Annotated in this window: 12 protein-coding genes and 1 pseudogene; 8 read left to right on the plus strand and 5 right to left on the minus strand. The window is 71.2% G+C overall.

Annotation, left to right across the window (positions count from 1 at the left end):
* Positions 1-561 precede the first annotated feature (561 nt).
* Together ACIBK6_RS37935 and ACIBK6_RS37940 are read right to left on the minus strand one after the other, a co-directional pair.
* Positions 562-3,225, minus strand: a complete 2,664-nt coding sequence (locus ACIBK6_RS37935; protein ID WP_399057331.1) for a SpoIIE family protein phosphatase — start codon at positions 3,223-3,225, stop codon at positions 562-564.
* A gap of 325 nt (positions 3,226-3,550) precedes the next feature.
* Positions 3,551-4,174 carry a hypothetical protein gene (locus ACIBK6_RS37940; RefSeq protein ID WP_399057306.1) on the minus strand — a complete coding sequence of 208 codons (624 nt, stop codon included), beginning with the start codon at positions 4,172-4,174 and terminating at the stop codon, positions 3,551-3,553.
* Between the two features lie 448 nt (positions 4,175-4,622).
* Here ACIBK6_RS37940 and ACIBK6_RS37945 point away from each other — a divergent pair, with 448 nt between their 5' ends.
* A complete protein-coding gene (locus ACIBK6_RS37945) occupies positions 4,623-7,559 on the plus strand; it encodes an AAA family ATPase (RefSeq protein WP_399057308.1) in 2,937 nt (978 codons plus the stop codon).
* Here the strand turns inward: ACIBK6_RS37945 and ACIBK6_RS37950 are convergent.
* Positions 7,523-7,759, minus strand: coding sequence for a hypothetical protein (locus tag ACIBK6_RS37950; protein ID WP_399057310.1), 237 nt, complete (start codon positions 7,757-7,759; stop codon positions 7,523-7,525). The genes ACIBK6_RS37945 and ACIBK6_RS37950 overlap by 37 nt on opposite strands.
* 378 nt (positions 7,760-8,137) lie before the next feature.
* On the opposite strand from ACIBK6_RS37950, the gene ACIBK6_RS37955 reads away from it, so the two are divergent.
* The 3 genes from ACIBK6_RS37955 to ACIBK6_RS37965 all read left to right on the plus strand — a co-directional run bounded on the left by ACIBK6_RS37955 (position 8,138) and on the right by ACIBK6_RS37965 (position 13,068).
* Positions 8,138-8,650: an ATP-binding protein gene (locus tag ACIBK6_RS37955; RefSeq protein ID WP_399057312.1), complete on the plus strand. Its 513-nt coding sequence runs from the start codon at positions 8,138-8,140 to the stop codon at positions 8,648-8,650.
* Entirely contained in the window at positions 8,650-11,469 is a 2,820-nt protein-coding gene (locus ACIBK6_RS37960; RefSeq protein ID WP_399057333.1) for an ATP-binding protein, read from the plus strand. Before ACIBK6_RS37955 ends, ACIBK6_RS37960 begins: the two co-directional genes overlap by 1 nt.
* A 126-nt stretch (positions 11,470-11,595) precedes the next feature.
* Complete coding sequence (locus ACIBK6_RS37965) at positions 11,596-13,068, plus strand: protein kinase (protein ID WP_399057314.1); 1,473 nt, start codon at positions 11,596-11,598, stop codon at positions 13,066-13,068.
* Positions 13,069-13,214: 146 nt separating this feature from the next.
* On the opposite strand, the gene ACIBK6_RS37970 is transcribed toward ACIBK6_RS37965, so the two are convergent.
* The gene (locus tag ACIBK6_RS37970) at positions 13,215-13,577 is read right to left on the minus strand and encodes a hypothetical protein (RefSeq protein ID WP_399057316.1); all 363 of its coding nucleotides are present in this window, start codon (positions 13,575-13,577) and stop codon (positions 13,215-13,217) included.
* Positions 13,578-13,586: 9 nt separating this feature from the next.
* Between ACIBK6_RS37970 and ACIBK6_RS37975 the strand changes: the two genes are divergently transcribed.
* Complete coding sequence (locus tag ACIBK6_RS37975) at positions 13,587-13,841, plus strand: hypothetical protein (protein WP_399057317.1); 255 nt, start codon at positions 13,587-13,589, stop codon at positions 13,839-13,841.
* 68 nt (positions 13,842-13,909) lie between these two features.
* Here ACIBK6_RS37975 and ACIBK6_RS37980 read toward each other — a convergent pair whose 3' ends face one another.
* Positions 13,910-14,065 carry a hypothetical protein gene (locus tag ACIBK6_RS37980; protein WP_399057319.1) on the minus strand — a complete coding sequence of 52 codons (156 nt, stop codon included), beginning with the start codon at positions 14,063-14,065 and terminating at the stop codon, positions 13,910-13,912.
* Positions 14,066-14,601: 536 nt separating this feature from the next.
* Between ACIBK6_RS37980 and ACIBK6_RS37985 the strand changes: the two genes are divergently transcribed.
* From ACIBK6_RS37985 to ACIBK6_RS37995, 3 genes and pseudogenes are all read left to right on the plus strand, one after another.
* Positions 14,602-15,546 carry an endonuclease/exonuclease/phosphatase family protein gene (locus ACIBK6_RS37985; RefSeq protein WP_399057321.1) on the plus strand — a complete coding sequence of 315 codons (945 nt, stop codon included), beginning with the start codon at positions 14,602-14,604 and terminating at the stop codon, positions 15,544-15,546.
* 41 nt (positions 15,547-15,587) lie between these two features.
* Positions 15,588-16,151: a hypothetical protein gene (locus tag ACIBK6_RS37990; RefSeq protein ID WP_399057323.1), complete on the plus strand. Its 564-nt coding sequence runs from the start codon at positions 15,588-15,590 to the stop codon at positions 16,149-16,151.
* Between the two features lie 151 nt (positions 16,152-16,302).
* Positions 16,303-17,573 (plus strand): annotated as a pseudogene (locus tag ACIBK6_RS37995) (helicase associated domain-containing protein); the annotation flags it as partial.
* Positions 17,574-17,619 lie beyond the last annotated feature (46 nt).

Raw genomic sequence — 17,619 nt, forward strand, 5'->3', positions numbered from 1 at the left:
GACCCGCCGGCCGGGTTGGGATACCCGATACGTGTGTCCATACCGGTGACACCGGCGGCCAAGACATCCGCTTCTGCGGGTGCGCGCGGCCCCGGACAGCGCCATGACGACCGGCCGCGGGCACGCACCAGCCCCCTACACAGCCCGGCCTCCTGCCCGGCCTGGCAGGGCGGGCACAGACGTTGCGCGGCACGTCGGCCTTTCGACTGCTGCTCGGCATTCGACGGATCTGCCCGACATGGAGTGGGCAGTGGTGACGCGGCTCGTGCCGCCGCGAAGCTGGGCGGGCGGGTGCGGAAGGTGGGTGACGCGATCGCTGTCTGGCCTGCGGTCATTCATGTGTTGGAGCGGTTTGCTGAGCGTGCGGCTGCACGAACCGAGGCACCGCACGTTGATGAGGCACCCCGCTCAAACCGCCCGAGCCGTAGGGGCACCGTCGCCGGTGGTGAGGGGCACATCGTCAACGGCACCAACTCCGGCGCGGACGCCAGTGCCACGGTCTACCTGACCACGGGCAGGCTTCCCGACAAGGACCTGACCTGCCGAGCGCCGGAGTAGGGCTCAAATCTCCGGGATGTCGTCAATGTTGATGAACAACCCCGGATCCGGTGCGGGTTCCTCGGTGGGATGGGCGGAGCATTCGGCCCAGATGACCTTGCCGCGGGGGGTGTAGCGGGTGCCCCAGCGTTCGGAGAGGCGGGCGACGAGGAAGAGGCCGCGGCCGCCTTCGTCGTCGTCCGCCGCGTAGCGCAGGTGGGGTGCGGTGCTGCTGGAGTCGGAGACCTCGCAGATGATGGTGCGGTCGTACAGCAGGCGCAGGGTGATGGGGGCGCTCCCGTAGCGGATGGCGTTGGTGACCAGTTCGCTGAGGATGAGTTCGAGGCCCGCGGAGACGGTGTCGTCGACTTGCCACTGGTTGAGTTGGCGGGTGGCGTCGTTGCGGGCGCGGGAGACCGCTTCGGGTTCGGCGGGGATGTCCCAGGTGGCGATCCGGTCGGCGGCGAGGTGGTGGGTGCGGGCGACGAGGAGGGTGATGTCGTCGCTCTGGTGGGTGGGCGGCAGGGCGTCGAGGACGGCCTGACATGTCTGCTGGGGGGTGCGTCCGCTCTGGGCGAGTGCGGTGTGCAGGGTGTCCAGGCCGGTGGAAATGTCGCGGTGGCGGTCGTGGATCAGGCCGTCGGTGTAGAGGACGAGGCTGCTGCCTTCGGGCAGTTGGAGCCGGGCCGCCTCGAAGGGCATGCCGCCGAGGCCGAGCGGCGGGCCGGCCGGGAGCTCGGGGAAGTCGGTGGTGCCGTCGGGGTGGATGACGGCGGGCAGGGGGTGGCCGGCGCGTGCGAGGTCACAGTTGCCGGTGGTGGGGTCGTAGATGGCGTAGAGGCAGGTGGCGCCTGTCATGCCGGGTTCGTTTCCGGCCTCGGGGCTCTCCTGGTCGAGGCGGAGTACGAGGTCGTCGAGGCGGGCGAGGAGTTCGTCGGGCGGCACGTCGAGCGTGGAGAAGTTCTGTACTGCCGTACGCAGGCGGCCCATGGTGGCCGCGGCGTGCAGGCCGTGGCCGACGACGTCGCCGACGACGAGGGCTACGCGTGCGCCGGGCAGGGGGATGACGTCGAACCAGTCACCGCCGACGCCCGCGTGGGCGGGCAGGTAGCAGTGGGCGATGTCGAGGGCGTTCTGCTCGGGCACGCTGCTGGGCAGGAGGCTGTGCTGGAGGGCGACGGCGGTGGTGTGTTCGCGGGTGTAGCGGCGGGCGTTGTCGATGCAGATCGCCGCGTGGGCGGCGAGTTCCTGGGCCAGGGTCAGATCGTCGTCCTCGAAGGGGCTGTCGTCCCGGGTGCGCCAGAAGTTGGCGACTCCCATCAGGACTCCACGGGCCTGGAGGGGAACGGTGATCAACGAGTGGAAGCCCCGGTCGAGGATCTCCTGTGCGCGCTCGGTGTCCTGCACCTGCCAGCGGGGGTCGGCGCCGAGGTCGGGCACGAGCGTGGCCGGGCCGCCGTTGAACCCTCGGGCGGGCGGTGTGGCTGCGGCGAAGACGACGAGTTCGCCCTTGCGGTAGAGCGGGTGGTCGTCACGGACGCCCCGCAGGGCCACCCGGCGCAGCTTCACCGCCGTGCCGGGCAGGGTCGCTTCCGGTTCGGCGCCTTCCAGGACGGGTTCGGCGAGGTCGACGGTCGCGTAGTCGGCGAAGCGCGGCGTGACGGCCTGGGCGAGTTCGTCGGCGGTGCGCTCGATGTCGAGGGTGGTGCCGATGGCCACACTGGCGTCGTAGAGCAGTTTCAGGCGGCCGCGGGCGACTTCGGCGCGTCCGGCGAGGGCGCGCAGTTCAGTGGTGTCGCGCAGGGTGGTCACACTGCCCGGCGGGCCCCCCGCGCTGTCGGTGGGCCGGATGCTGACGGCCAGCAGCCGGTCGTCGGCCGGGATCACCTGGTCGGCGACGGGATGCCCGGCGCGAAGCAACTGCTTCATCCGGTCGGGCAGCGGAAGCCCGTCCACGGGGCGGCCCTCGGCGTCCGGGGGCAGTTCCAGGAGCCGCTGGGCCTCGTCGTTGACGAGCAGTACCGTGCCGTCGCCGTCGACGATCACGACACCTTCGCGTACGACGTGCAGGACGGCGTCGTGGTGCTCGTACATCCGGGTCATCTCGGTCGGCCCGAGCCCGTGGGTCTGGCGGCGCAGGCGGCGGGTGAGCAGGGCTGTCCCGGCGGTTCCCAGGGCGAGTGCCAGGGCGCCGGCGGCGAGGACGACCGGCAGCTGTTCGTCGACGTCGCCGCCGACGTTGCTGAGGGTGATTCCGGCCGCCACGAAGCCGACGACCCGCCCCTGGGGATCCGTGACAGAAACGACCGCCTGAACCTCTCCGCCGACCGGGTCATGGACGCTTTCGATGACCCGGTGCCCACTGCGCGCCGGCTCGATGGAGCCGTGGAACCTCTTCCCGATCTCACTGGGACGAGGGCTGGTGTAGGCGATACCGTTCGCGTTCATCACCACGAGGAAGTCGATGTCGCCGTGGCCGCGGATCTCCTCGGCCACGGGCTGCAGCACCGCGGTCGGGTCGGGGCCGTGGAGAATGGCGGCCAGGCCGGGGGCGTGGCTGACGGATTCGGCCGTCCCGAGCACCCGGGCGCGGGCCTCCTGGAGGCGGCTGTTCCGGGCCTGCAGAACGAGAGCGACCACGGCCGCCGCGACCAGCACCACCACGATGAGCACCTGGAACGCGAACATCTGACCGGCCACGCTGCGAAGTCCCCGCCCCGGTCCGGGCTGTCCGTCCGTCCGGCGCCTGCCTCCGGTCCAGCGGTTGCCGACACTGCGTACGCGGCGTGGTCTCCAGCCCATGGCGCCTCTTTCTACCCGGCGTCGCCGGTACGGGATCCGCACCACGCCGCCGATCGCCCGCTCGGACGCCGGACGGACCGCGCCGACCGGCCCCCTGTTGTGACCCCCGTGGCCCCGGTCGGCCTTGCGGTGGCCGGGGCCACCCCCGGTGCGGCCGGGCATGAGATCCCGCCGCACCGGGGGCTGCCGGGGAGCCGCGTCCGGTCCTGGTCTACCGGGCGCCTTCCCAGGGCTGGTACGTACCGCCGTCGTAGGGGCTGCCCGAGCTGCCGTCGAAAGCGGGCAGCCCATTGATCTCGTAACCTCCGGCCGAGCTCGGCAGGTTGGTGCCGACGGCGACACCTCCGCTGAGGAGTTCTCCCTGGGCGGTGCTGACCCTGCCGGCGTTCTCCATGGAGGTCAGGTCGCTGTCGAACCGCCGGTTGGCGTCGCTCATGCTGTCTTCGTTCCACAGCCCGTTCTGCTGGAGGGTGCGGTAGCCGACGTCGTGCCGCTGGCAGGCGATTTCCGCGTCGCCGCCTTTGAGGATCCCCGGCGCGGAGCAACCGTCGGTGTCCCACCGGATGCCGTTGCCGTCCACCACGGGCCGGTCCTGGATTCCCTCGGGGTTGTTCGCCCGCTCCTCCGCGGCGAAGTCGTCCGGCGACTCGTTCATGATGCGGTTGAAGTCGGAGGCGTTGAAGTTGTCGCCCGGGAAGGAGACGCTTCGACCACCGTCGTCCGCGTACGCGGACGATGTGAGCCCGACGATCCCGGTGACACTCAGAGCGGCGATGGCAGCACCGGCGCACACCCGCCGGGCCGCGCGTACAACCCCTGAACGCTGTTGTCTCATGGCGTCTCTCCCTTGCTCAATCGCCGACCGCCGGTCGCCGACCGACAGGTTTGCCGGTCGCTCGCCGTGGGGCGTGGAAGCATGAGAAACTGCAGGTCAGATGGGTAGCAAGGGATGTGAGCCAGTCCTTCGGACAAACCTGTGCGCCGGTATCTGAGGGGCTGCGGGCTCCGACCCGTAAACCTGTGGCGGCGAGGTGGTCGCGCGGTGGGGCCCCTCGGCCTTCCCGGCTGCCCTTTTAATACTTCTTGGAAGAGTTCGGGACTTTAGTCCCTTCGGGTTGTGGGCTCGGCGGGTGACGATGAGGGGCAACCGCCGAGCCCGGTGCGAGGCGGCCCTGGTCAGACGACCACCGATGCCGCAAAGCCCCCGGGAAATCCCGCAGTGTGTAGCCCGGTACGGCGTGTTTCTCCCCTTGATGCGGCGCCGGCTTCCGCGAGGAGAACCCATGACGTCTCTCATCGAACGCACCGCTGAGCTGCAGGTACTGGACGCGGCCCTGGGCCGGGCCCTTGGGGGCGACGGTACGGCCGTGCTCATCGACGGCCCGGCCGGCATCGGTAAGAGCGCACTCCTGGCGGAGGCCGCCACCCGGGTCCGGGAGCACGAGACATGGGTGCTGCGGGCGCACTGCTGCCCCCAGGAGGCCCGCACTCCTTGGGCAGCCGTACGCCAGCTGCTCGACCCGTGCCTGGGCGACGAGGACCACAGCCTGCTGGACGGTACCCAGGGCCTGTCGCCCACGGACGGAAACGATGGCGCCGACCTGCCCTTCGACCGGTTCCACCACCTCTATCTGACGCTGCTGCGGCTGTCCCGCCAGGCTCCCCTTGTGTTGCTGGTGGACGATGCCCAGCACGCTGACGAACTCTCCCAGCAGTGGCTGGCCTATCTGGCGCGCCGCCTGCACGGCGCCCGTATCGCCCTTGCCGTGGCCGCCCGTACCGCGCCCGGGGCCGCAGGCGGCGTGCTCGTGGCGGAGCTGGAGGCCTGCCCGGACTTCTCGCGGCTGCGCCCGAGACCGCTGTCCGGGCAGGGAACGGCCCACTGGCTGGCCGACAAGCTGGGGCCGACGCTCGATGTGCAGACAGCGGACGTGTGCCACCGGGCCGTCGGAGGCCACCCCGGGCTGCTCGCCGGTGTGGTAGAGGCCCTGGCCCGCACCGGCAGTCCGGCCGCGCAGATCACCCCGGAGCACGCGGCCGTCATCTGCGACCGCGCTCTGCTGCGCGCCCTACCGACCCTGCTGAACCGCCACGCCTCTGCGGTGACCGCCGTGGCCACCGCGGTGACCGCCCTCGACCGCGTCGCCGACCTGCCGCTCCTTGCGCGGACGACGGGGATCGACGCGCCGGACGCCGAGCAAGCGGTCACCGCGCTGGAGGACGCCGGACTGCTGCACACGGGCCCGCCCTGGCAGCTGACTTCGGCGGCCATCGCGCAAGCCCTCACCGCCCAGGCAGGCGAGCAGACACTCAACCTGCTGCGCTCCCGTGCGGCCGAGGCGCTGGGCGACCTCGGCGCCGATGCCTCCGAGGTCGCGGACGTGCTGCTGCGCACCGCACCGGACGGACAGACCTGGCGCGTACCGGTACTGCACGAGGCGGCACGCACCGCCCGTGAGCTGCCCGATCCGCCCGCCGCCCGCAGGTATCTGCTCCGAGCCCTTGCGGAGCCGCCCACGGACACCGACCGCCCGCCGCTCCTGGCACTGCTGGGGACGATCGAGGTCCACCTCGACCCCGAAGCGGCCGTCGGCCACCTGCGCGCAGCCCTGGCGGACGAAGAGGACACCGGCGTACGAGTCGGCCTCGTACCCAGCCTGGCCGAGGCGCTCGCCCGTACCGGTCGTGCCGAGGAAGCCGTGGCGCTGCTGGACGAACTCGCCGGTCGCATCGACGAGGGCGACCGCGAGACCCTGTACCGCCTGTGGGCCAAGGGCATCCTGGTCCTCCTGGAGGAGACCCCGCAGGTGGCCGACGCCTGGATCGCCCGGAGCAACATCGCCGACGACCTGGCCGGCACCAGCTCCGGCCAACGTTTGCTGCTGGCCGCCCTCGCCCTCAAAACCACCCTCACCGGCCAGTGCGCACACACCGCCGCCCACTTCGCCGACCGGGCGCTGGCCCGCCCCGCGCCGAGGGAGGAGCCGGCGCTCACGGCCGCGTTCGCCACAGCCGCACTGCTGCACGCCGACCGCCTCGTCGACGCGGCCCACTGCTGCGACCAGCTCCTCGGCGACACCACGCACAGTCAGCCCGCTCCGCTGCGGTCCTTGTTCATGGCGATGCGCGCCAAGATCGCCCACCGCATGGGCGACCTCGCCTCCGCCCTGACGCTCAGCCGCCAGGCCCTCGCCCTGGCACCCGTCGGACAGCGGTACCAGCCGTACGTCACCGCCCAGCTGATCCACGCCCTGCTCGACCTGGGTGACGCCGAGGAAGCCGAGCACATCTGCCACGTCTCGTACCAGGGTCCTGCCGACAACCACTGGAGCTGGGCCGTTCTGTACGCGGCACGCGCCCGGACCCTCCACGTCCACCACCGCCATCAGGACGCCCTGGGCGAACTCGACGCCTGTGCACGGCAGATGCAGGAGGGCGGCTACGACAACCCCGCCCTGGTCCCCTGGCGCTCCCACGCCGCGCTCGTCCACCAACGGCTCGGCAACGACGACACCGCGCGGGACCTGGCCGACGAAGAACTCGTCCTCGCACGGCGCTGGGGCAGCCCCCACACGATCGCCACCAGTCTGCGCGCTCTCGGCCGACTGCGCACCGGAGCTAAGGCCGTCACCGCCCTCTCGGAGGCCACCGCGCTCCTTGAGGCCACCCCCGCCCGGTACGCACTCGCCCTCGCCCTCGCCGACCTCGGTGAAGCACTCCATGGGGTCGACCGCCTCGCCGAGGCACGCTCCGCCCTACGCCAGGCCCTCGACCTCGCCGACGCCTCGGGCGCCATCCCGCTGTCGGAACGCGCCCACCGCGCCCTGGTGGCCACAGGCGCGCGGCCCCGGCGCAGGCGCCAATCCGGTGTGAGCGCCCTGACCGAGGGCGAACAGCGCATCGCGACTCTGGCCGCCACGGGGATGGACAACCAGGCGATCGCGGCCGCGCTGTATGTGAGTCGGCGGACCGTGGAGTTCCACCTCACTCACGTCTACCGCAAGCTCGCCATCGACGGCAGAGTGGACCTGGGCGCGGCGCTGGCCGACGGCCAGATCCCGCCGCCGCGTCTGCCCGAGCCGGTGAAGGCGGAACGCCAGCCCGAGCAGACGGGGGTGGGCTCCGCCCGGATGGCACCCCGCGCACCTCACCGGGGCCCGGACGGCCCCGGGCGGCCCGTCCTTCAGGGGCACGGGGCTTCTCCGGGCGACGGCACATAGGCGCGCCCGGCCAGGTCGGGGTCTATGTCGAGGAACTGATGCCGCTGCTCGGCAAGCCCCGGCAGGTGCTGCTGGCGCGCACGCAACTCGTTGATCAGCGACTCAAGCCGCTGCCGGTCCAGCTTCTCGGCCTGCGCTGCCTCACGGTCGGCCGGGGAAATACCGCGCCCGGAGGTCTCCGGTGTCACAGAAGCGCACATGACGATCTCCGTTCTCCTGGGAGGCCAGTACGTCCCTCCCTGCGAACGTCTCTCTGAGGAAACGTCCCCAGTCAAAGCCTCATGCCTGCGGGACGCAATACGCGGCGTCGAATGCTGCGGCCGATGCCGGGGAGATCGCGCCGCGACCTGCGGGATACCGCCGTAAACCCCGCGCCCGAGGGCCGTCACGAGTGGTCCGCAGCCATTCCCGCTACCCACCCCAGGTATCGGTGAGCCGCCCTTGCGGGGCACCGCAGTATTGGCCATACCCCCTTGAAGTGCGGGGTGAAGGGGTCTTTTCATTCAGGGGAGCCCGCCGGACATACCCCCGGCCCCCTTGTTCGACCCTCCCGGAGAGGGGTGAGTGCCATGCACCCCATGCCAGTCGCACCCGGCCCCCAGCAGCTCAGTCGCGAAGCCCATCCCGATGGCGGTGGACGTGAACCCCGCCCCGACGGTGGCACCCCCGCCCGCCCGCGCATACCCCGCCCCCGCGCCCCGGAAGCGTCCCACGCCGTCGCCCGGACGTTGCGCCAGAACCCGGGTGAGGTCCGCCGGGCACGACACCTGACGGCATGGGGCCTGGCCGGGATCGTCCACGTCATCGAGCTGATCACCAGCGAACCGGCGGCGAACGCCGTCCGTCATGCCGCTCCGCCCATCCGCCTCACCCTCGCCCGTGGCCGCCACCTGCGCTGCGCAGTCGTCGACACCGGGCGCCGGCGGCCCAGCCCGCATCACGCCGACGAGGAAGACGAGCGCGGCCGTGGCCGCTACCTCGTCGCGAACCTGGCCCTCGCTTTGGAAGCGACCGGGAACCGGACCGGAAAAACCGTCTGGACCCTCGTGCCCATGCCCGGAGCGACCACAGGCGTGTGGAGGTCACCGTGATGCTCGTCGAACGGGACGCCGAGTTCAACGCACTCGTATCGGCCATCGAACAGGCGCGGTCCGGCGGCGCGTCGGCCGTCGTGGTCGAGGGCCCGGCCGGAATCGGCAAGAGCGCCCTGCTCACGGCACTGGCCAGGCACGGGCATGCGTGTGGTTGGACGGTACTTGAGGCCCGCTGCTGCCCGTCGGAAGCGGATGTCGGCTTCGGCGCGGTCCGCCAGCTCTTCGAGCTCACGCTCGCATCGGACGATGCTGATGCTGCTACAAACATCGATGTCGATGGGATCTTCCGCCCGTGCGCCGACGCCTCCAGCGTCCCTGTCGCAGCCTTCCACGACCTGTACCGCTCGGTCGCCCGGCTTGCGCGGCGGACCCCACCCATGCTCCTCCTCGTCGACGACGCCCACCACGCCGATCCGCCCTCCCGCCAGTGGCTCACCTACTTGGCGCGCCGACTGCACGGCAGCGCAATGTGCCTGGTCATAGCGGTCCGTACGGGCGAGAGCGCCCCCGACGACCCGCTGACGGCCGAGCTGGCGGCCCGCCCTGAGTGCCTGAGTCTGAGCCCGCTGCCGCTGTCGCGGGACGGTGTCGCACTGTGGCTCAAGGAAGCCACGGGCGACGAGCCACCGGCCGAGGCGGCCGACCTGTGCCACCGGGGCACCGGCGGCAACCCCGCCCTCGTCCGCGCCCTGGGTGACGAAGTGGCCCGCAGCGGCCTGCCGCCCATGGGTGAGGGCCGACCCGACACCGCCGCGCTGATCGCCCGTGCGCTCCTGGACCGACTCCCCCGGCTGCTCCAGCGGCACGGTCCGGCGGTCCGGGCGGCGGCCACCGCCGTGGCCGTACTCGACGGTGGATCCACCACAGCACTGCTGGGGCGCGCCGCAGGGCTCGACAGCTTCGCCGTGGCGCAGTCGGTGACCGTACTGCAGCGGGCCGGTCTGCTCACCGCGGGCCCGCCCTGGCGCTTCCGCCACCCGCTGCTGGCCGAGACACTGCTGGCGCAGGCCGGGGAGACGGCCTGCGACGCGATACGGGTCCGGGCGGCTCAGGCCGCGCTCGACTGCGGCGAGGACGTGGCGCTGGGGGCCGATCTGCTCCTCGCCACCACCCCGCGCGGCGAGGCGTGGCGGGTCGGTGTCTTCCGCGAGGCGGCACGGCAAGCCCTGGACCGGCTGGCCCCGACCACGGCCGCTACCTATCTGCGCCGGGCGCTCGACGAGCCTCCAGACGATGCCCAACACCTCTTGGTACTAGGCCAGTTGGGCATCGCCGAGGTCCACGGCGACCCGGCCGGTGCGATCCGGCACCTACGAGCGGCGATGGACTGCCAGCCGCAGGCCGCCGAACGCGCACATCTCGCGCCTCATCTCGCCGAGGCGCTGGCCCGTACCGGCCGGGCCGACGAGGCCGTCACCCTGCTCGACGCGATCGCCGCCGGCATCCCCGCCGCCGACCGGGAGTCGCTGTACCGGCTGTGGGCACAGGGCCTCAACCTCCTGCTGGAGGAGACGCCCCGGCTCGCGGACGCCTGGATCGGCCACGGCTCGATCGGCCATGATCTGCCGGGCCACACCCCGGCCCAGCGCCTGCTGCTTGCCGCACTCGCCCTCAAGACCACACTGACCGGCCAGTCGGCCACGGCCGCCACCACGCTGGCCGAGCGTGCGCTCGGTCGTGGGCACGTGCCCGGTGAACCGGCACTGACCAGTGCGTTCGCCATCGCCGCCCTGCTGCACGCCGACCGCCTGGCCGAGGCGACGCGTTGGTGCGAGGCCTGGATGGGCACGGCCTTGGACCGTCAAGCACCGCCATTGCGCACGCTGTTCCTGTCCCTGCGCGCGCTGCTGGCCCGCCGGACGGGACAGCCGCGCACGGCCGTCGACCACGCCCGCACCGCCGTGAGCCACACCCGAAGCGCCGTCGAGTCGCACGCCTACGACCGCCGCTACGAGCCGTTCGCCAACGCCCAGCTCGTCCGTGGCCTACTCGACCTCGGCGAGGAGGACGAGGCCGCCGAGGTGTGTCTGCGGTCCTTCGACCGGCCCGTCGAAGAGCATTGGAGCTGGACGACGCTGCTGGCCGCGCGCGCCCGGCTACGGCTCGCCCAAGGTCAGGACAGGGCGGCCCTCGACGACCTGGAGGAGTGCGGCAGCCGTCAGCAGGCCGCCGGGTACGACAACCCGGCGCTGGTGCCCTGGCGCTCCCAGGCGGCCCTGGTCCACCACCGCCTCGGCAACCAGGACAAGGCGGACCGCCTCACCCAGGAGGAGCTGGAACTGGCTCGGCGCTGGGGCAGCCCGTGTGTGGTTGCCACCAGCCTGCGGGCCGCAGGGCTGCTGCGGTCGGGAAGCGCCGGCGTCGACGCCCTGCGCGAGGCCGTGGAGCTGCTTGAGGCCACGCCCGCGGCCCTCGACCTCGCCACCGTCCTCACCGATCTCGGGGTACGGCTCCACGAGGGCGGCCACGTCGACGAGGCCAGGGACCAACTGCGCCGGGCCCTCGACCTGGCCGCGACCGCCGAGGCTCGTCCGCTCGCCGCCCGGGCACACCGGGCGTTGCTCGCCACCGGTGCCCGCCCGCGACGGACCCGCCAGTCCGGCGTGACGGCGCTGACGGCCCGCGAGCGCCACATCGCCACACTCGCCGCCGTCGGCATGACCAACGAGATGATCGCCACGGAACTGTTCATCACCCGCCGGACCGTGGAGTTCCACCTCACCCACGCCTACCGCAAACTCGGCGTCACCTCGCGCACCGAACTGACCGCCGTGGACCTGCCGATCCCCCGGCAGCGCACCCCCGGGGAGCCGTGACCGGCCGGCCCGCACGCACGAGGGCGTCGCGCCCCCAGGCCCGCCGACCGGCAGCCGCTATGTATGGTGAGTCCGAAGTTCCGTTTCAGGCATGCACGCGTGTACGGGGAAGTAGAAGGTCTCACGGTGTCCGATCTGGGGCGGCTCATAGCCAACCGATACCGGCTGGTCGAGCGGGTGGGCCGGGGCGGCATGGGCACCGTGTGGCGGGCCGAGGACGAGGTGCTCGGCCGACACGTCGCCGTCAAGAAGCTGCACGTACCGCCGCATCTGCACGTCGACGAGGTCCAGCGCCTCCACGAGCGCACCCGCCGCGAGGCGCGGAGCGCCGCCCGGATCAGCCACCCCAACATCATCGTGGTGCACGACGTCGTCGACGACGAGGGCCTGCCGTGCATCGTCATGGAGTACATACCCTCCGTGACGCTCGGTGACGTGATGAAGGAGCAGGGCACGCTGCCGGTCGGCGAGGCGGCCCGGATCGGCCGCATCATGGTCACCGCGCTGCGCGCCGCGCACGACGCCGGGGTGCTGCACCGGGACGTCAAGCCGGCCAACGTCCTGCTCGGCCACGACGGACGTATCGTCCTCACGGACTTCGGGATCGCCGTCGAATCCGGGGCATCGTCGCTGACCAGGACCGGCGAACTGGTCGGGTCGATCCACTACCTCGCGCCGGAACGCCTGCGCGACGGGGGCGCCGAACCCGGTCCGGCCTGCGACCTGTGGTCCCTCGGCACGACGCTCTACCAGGCGGTCGAAGGACACCACCCGTTCGGCCGGGACACCCCGATCGAGACGGCGTACGCCATCGCCGCCGACGCCCACGAACCCCCGCGCAACGCCGGGGACTTGACCCCCGTGATCGAGGGCCTGCTGGTCAAGGACCCCGACCAGCGTATGAACGCCCATGAGGCCGAACGCCTCCTCGGCCAGGCGGCCGCCGCCGGAACCGCTCCCCGCACCCGCACCACGCGGCTGGCAGGTGCGGCCGTCCCAGCACCAAGGCGCGGCCGCCGCGCGGCACTGTGGATCGTCTCGGCGGCAGTGGTCGCCGCCACCGCGACGGGCGGGGCACTGCTCTGGTCCAGGAGCGGTACGGCGTCCCCGGCCACGTCCGCCCCCGTCACCCCCGCGCCTCCGAGCACGCCCCCACTCCCCACCGGCTACCACCTGGAAACAGCTGGCCAGGGCTTCTCCGTGCCCGTACCGGACGGCTGGACCGCCAAGAACGTACCCGGCAACGAAATCGCCTACATCGGCCCGTCCGGGCTCGCCGGCCTACGCGTCGACGTCGTCCAGTTCGCGGGCTCCGACCCGCTGACGCACTGGCGCGAGACCGAAGAGGACCAGACCCGCCGCGACAACCCGGGCTACGAGCGGGTGCGGATGGCCCCCACGACCTTCCGCGGACGACCCGCGGGCTACTGGGAGTTCACCTTCCAGGGCAAGGCACGCAAGTACCGCGCGGTGGAACTGGCCTTCACCGGCACCGACGGCACCCAGTACGTGGTCTACCTCTCCGCGCCGAACGCCCAATGGGACCAGTACCGACCGGTCTTCGACACGGCGGTCAAGGGAATCCGCCTGCGGCCGTAGGCCAATGCCGATCCCGGCCACCCAGCTCGCCGCGGTCGATCCGGAATGGAACCCGGCCGCGCTCGGCTGGACGGTCGACTGGCAGCGCCACTACGTCGGCCTGGCGGCCCTGTTGACGGACACGGTCCTGGGCGCAGAGAACAAACTCACGGCTTCGCGATGGGCGCGTACTGGCTTGGAATCGGAAGGTCAAGCTTCCAGTTGACGAAGCCGATGGGGTCAGCCCTGACCGCCTTCACAAAGCCCGCATAGTCCGGGGCCTTCACCTGGACGCTGACGGCCGTGTCGTCAGCGGCATGGGCAGCGGGCGCGACAGTGCCCAGCATCGTGACCGCGATGGAAGCAAGGGTAAGGACGCGACGAAGGTTCATGATCTGACTAACGCCGACACGGGCCAGCGGAAACGGAACTCGATAGCCCTGGAGGTACCAGTCGAGGCGCGAGTTAAAAAACAAGCTGATCCTCGATGCGGCAGCTGCCAGCGTGCCGGACCGGCCCGTGCGGCTCACCCTGGATCCATGAACACCGCGCCCATCGTCGCCCACCGGATCCAGGGGGACGCTGGGCGCCGGGTCACCATCTGGGGCCGGATACAAGGCGTGGTCTACAGCGACGCCGACCTCATCGAGCTGCTCCGGACCGCGGGCGTGCCCGACCCCGAGGACGTCGTGACCGGGCCCTCAGCGTTCCTGGAATGGCGGGACTCACCGCCGCACGACTACGGGCGCGGACCAGGCGAGCCGGCTCCCCGCCCGGCGCCCCGGCGCTCATGAACGCGTTCCGATGAACCGCCCGGCCGCACAGGACAGGGTTCTGGTCCCCGGACCAGCCCGCCCGCACGCTATTTGTGGTCCGCGCTCTTCACGGCCGACTTCTTCTCCCTGCACTGCGGCGACGCCTCGTGCAAGGCGACCTGCAGGAGAAGGTCCCCGAGGTCGGCGTGAGGCTGAGTGGCCCTGTCGCGCAGCGCCTTGCACCCGGGGCAGTTCTTCTTCATGGTGTCCGTCCTCGGTCAGCAGCCCCCGTGTGGGGCCGATTCCAACGAGTGCGAGGTGAAGCAGGGGGCCCCGGCCGACCGACCTCAACAGTGTCCGGGACCCCACTGCCCCTTCCGCACAGCTACTGGCGTGACGAGCGCTGCGCGGGCTCGTGAGGGCACTGGGGCACCCCAGGATGGGCGTTGCTACTCGAAGCGGCCCGTACGGTCCGTGAGGTGGGGGGGGGCGGGCAATGGCCCGGTTGGCCTCATGGACCGCACCCGCATCGCCAGCCCTGCGGGCCGCCGCCCGCTTCTACGGCATTCTCCCCACAGTGTCCCTGGTCACCGACACGTCGAGACCACTCAATGGGCCGCAGATCAACTGGGGAGGTTTGGGGACGCCACTGAGCACGGGAAATTCAGGGAGCCTCACCACCCTCGATGACGTCGCCACGGTGGACCACACGAGGCCCGGCCCGGCCGGAAACCCCCGCACGGCGGACAAGGCCCGCTCCCGGAACGCGCTGAGGGGGCCGAGAGGACAACGGAGCACCATGACGTCTTCCCCCTCCCGGCGATGGGTCTCGCTCGCGATGACCGCTCTGCTCTCGGCCGCCTCCGTGCAGACGGCCGTTCCCGCCTCGGCCGGCCCCGCCGTCGGCGGATGTTTCGCCGTGACACAAGCGCCCCGTGCCCCAACCGTCCCACCGCCGAACGAGGGCGGGCCGTCGAAGCGGGTCCTGACGTCCTTCACCGTGGAGACCTGGAACATGCAGGGTTCCTCGGCCTCGGGCGAGTGCATCTGGACCGGCCGGGTCTACCCGATCGCCCGGGACAGCCATGTTCTGGCTCTTCAGGAGGCGGGCACGCCGCCCCGAACGGCACGGGCGACAGGAATCACATGGACCCAGCACGGCCTGACCGTGAACGAATACAGCTGGCGGCCGGGCGGTTCGCGCGGCGGGGAGTTCTTTCTCTACTGGATGCGTACGGACACCTCCCCGACGGGGGCGGGCCGGGTCAATCTCGCCATGGTCGTCCCCGCCGCGCAACGGGCCCGGGAGGTCGTCGTGGCCTGGGACGCCAACCCCGCCCGCCAGTCCGTGCGTCCGGCGCTCGGCATCCTCCCTACGGACATCGACACGTACGTCTTCACAGTGCACGCCTCCGCCCAGGCCCGGACCGGCGCCGGCCGCGCCGGCTGGGATGCCCCGCGCATCGTCAACGCCATCGAGTGCGCCCTGGCGGCGGCGGGGACGCGAAGGACATGGATCGCCGCCGGCGACTGGAACCGTGAACCGGACAACTGGGCATCCCAGGCCGGAGGGACGACCACCCAGCTCGCCCCCGAGGACAACACCCGCCCAGCGAGCGGCGCCGTCATCGACTACGCAGTCGTCGACCGCCTGCTGACGCTGCCGCGCAGAGCCCGTACGGAATTGAACCGCGGCGGCGGTCAGTCCGACCACCTTCCGGTCTTCCTCCACTTCGGCAGCTGAACCCCCGGCCCGCATCCGCCCACAGCAAGGAACCTCCGCCCATGCGTACCCTCACCCGGGCCCTCGCCCTCGCCCTTCCCTCCGCCCTGCTGCTCGGCGGGGGCGGTGCGGCCACCGCCGCCGGACATCGCGTGCAGGCCTGCTCCTCTCAGGTCTGGCGCATGACCATCAAGAGGATCGAAATCGTCAACAACGGGGACTACCTACCCGGGGAGGACGACAAGGGCGCGGAACTGTACGGAAAGATCTCCTTCGAGGGCAACGTCATCTGGTCCAGGTCCTACGAGAACGCCGCCAACCCCAAGACCTACAACGGTGACCTCAAGCTGACCGACGACGACTGGAAGCTGTGGAGCGAACGGCTGATCACCGTCACCAACGGCGTGCCCAACATGGAGTTCCGTTTCCAGGGAGAGCTCACCGACTGGGATGCGTCCAGTGGTGATGACAGGGTGATGCGCCGCGATGACCGCATCGACGTGGTAAAGCAAGGGGAGGGAGACCACACCATCAAGGACTGTCCGGACGGCTGCTACTGGGGCGAGAGCAGGATCACGTACCACCTGGAGAAGATCTCCGAGTGCACCGAATGCCAGGCGGCCTAGACGTTTGCTGAAATGTTGCCTGGCCAGCGGGGTTCTGCGGGGGTGGGTATGGCCCCTGCCGTCATGGGGTGGCAGGGGTGATGGTCCAGGTCCCGGCGGTGTGGGTGAGTCCGAGGTTGATCAGTCGGCGGAGGTTGAGGGCGGCGGCCCGGTCGTGCCGGCCTTCCTCGAACCTGGCGAAGACCCCGACGACATGATCGTCAGCGCGTCGTTCGCCCCCCCTCATCCTCCAAGGCCTGCGCGGTCATGACGAACACCTCGTCGAGCAGCTCGCCTCCCACGCCCTGTCCCGTGGCGCGCAGCAACGACGGGTGCATGTGAGGCGCGACGCGGACGGCCGAATCATCACAGCGGCGACGGGGACGGGGACGGCGGTGACGGTGTGGACCAGGAGGACGACACGCAGGCGGCCGCCGAGTCCGCGCTGCTCCGCATCCCCGCGACCCCGCGACCATCGCCGCTTTCCTGCGCATCCGGGTCTACCGGCCGGAATCACTGGTGTGGCTCGAAGGGTTCCAGGCCCTGCGGCGGTGGCGTACGCAGAACCACATCACCAGCCTGTACGCGATCCCGTACACCGCCGAAACCCGAGCCGGCGCCACCACCACATACCCGCTCGGACGCTGGATCCACCAGCAACACCGCGCCCACCGGACCGGCGAACTCGAACCACACCGCAAGAAACAGCTCGACGACGAGGGCATGGTCTGGGAACCCGGCGAGGAAGCATGGGAGACCAAACTCCGGGCACTGGCCACCTACCGCCACGCCCACGGACACCTCGCACCCCGCCAGGACACCACCTGGCCCCCCGACGGCGAAAACACCGAACCCCTACCCATCGGCCAGATCATCACCAACCTCCGCCGCCCCCACGGCCTCGGCAAAGACGAGAAACGGGCCGAGCAGCGGGCGCAGCAGCTCACCGCTATCGATGCCGACTGGAACTGCCCGTGGCCGCTGGACTGGCAACGGCAGCACCGCGTCCTCGCCGACCTGGTCGACGCCGACGGCGTACTCCCCGCGATCCAGCCCGGCGTGCTCTTCGAAGGCGACGACATCGGACGGTGGCTTCAGCAGCAGGCGAACTCCTGGGCGCAGCTGTCCAAGGAGCAGCAGCAGCGGCTGTCCGAGCTGGGCGTGACACCCGCCGAGCACCCCACCAAGGCCCCGGCCCCGGCAGCCAACGGCGGCAAGAAGACCGCAGGGAAGGCACTAGCGGCGTTCCAGCGGGGCGTAGCAGCCCTCGCCCAGTACATCGCCCGCGAAGGCCACCACCGCGTCCCCCGCGGCCACGCGGAGGAGATCGCGATTGAGGGCGAGACCGCGCCAGTGGTCGTGAAGCTCGGCGTATGGATCACCAACACCAAAACCCGCCGCGACTGTGAGGATGTTCGGGTACTGCTCCGAGCGGTGGCCTGACTCGCGCCGCGACTGGCCCTGTGCCTTGAGTTTGATCTGTCGGCCA

The sequence above is a fragment of the Streptomyces sp. NPDC050485 genome (assembly GCF_044458185.1).
Lineage (GTDB): Bacteria > Actinomycetota > Actinomycetes > Streptomycetales > Streptomycetaceae > Streptomyces.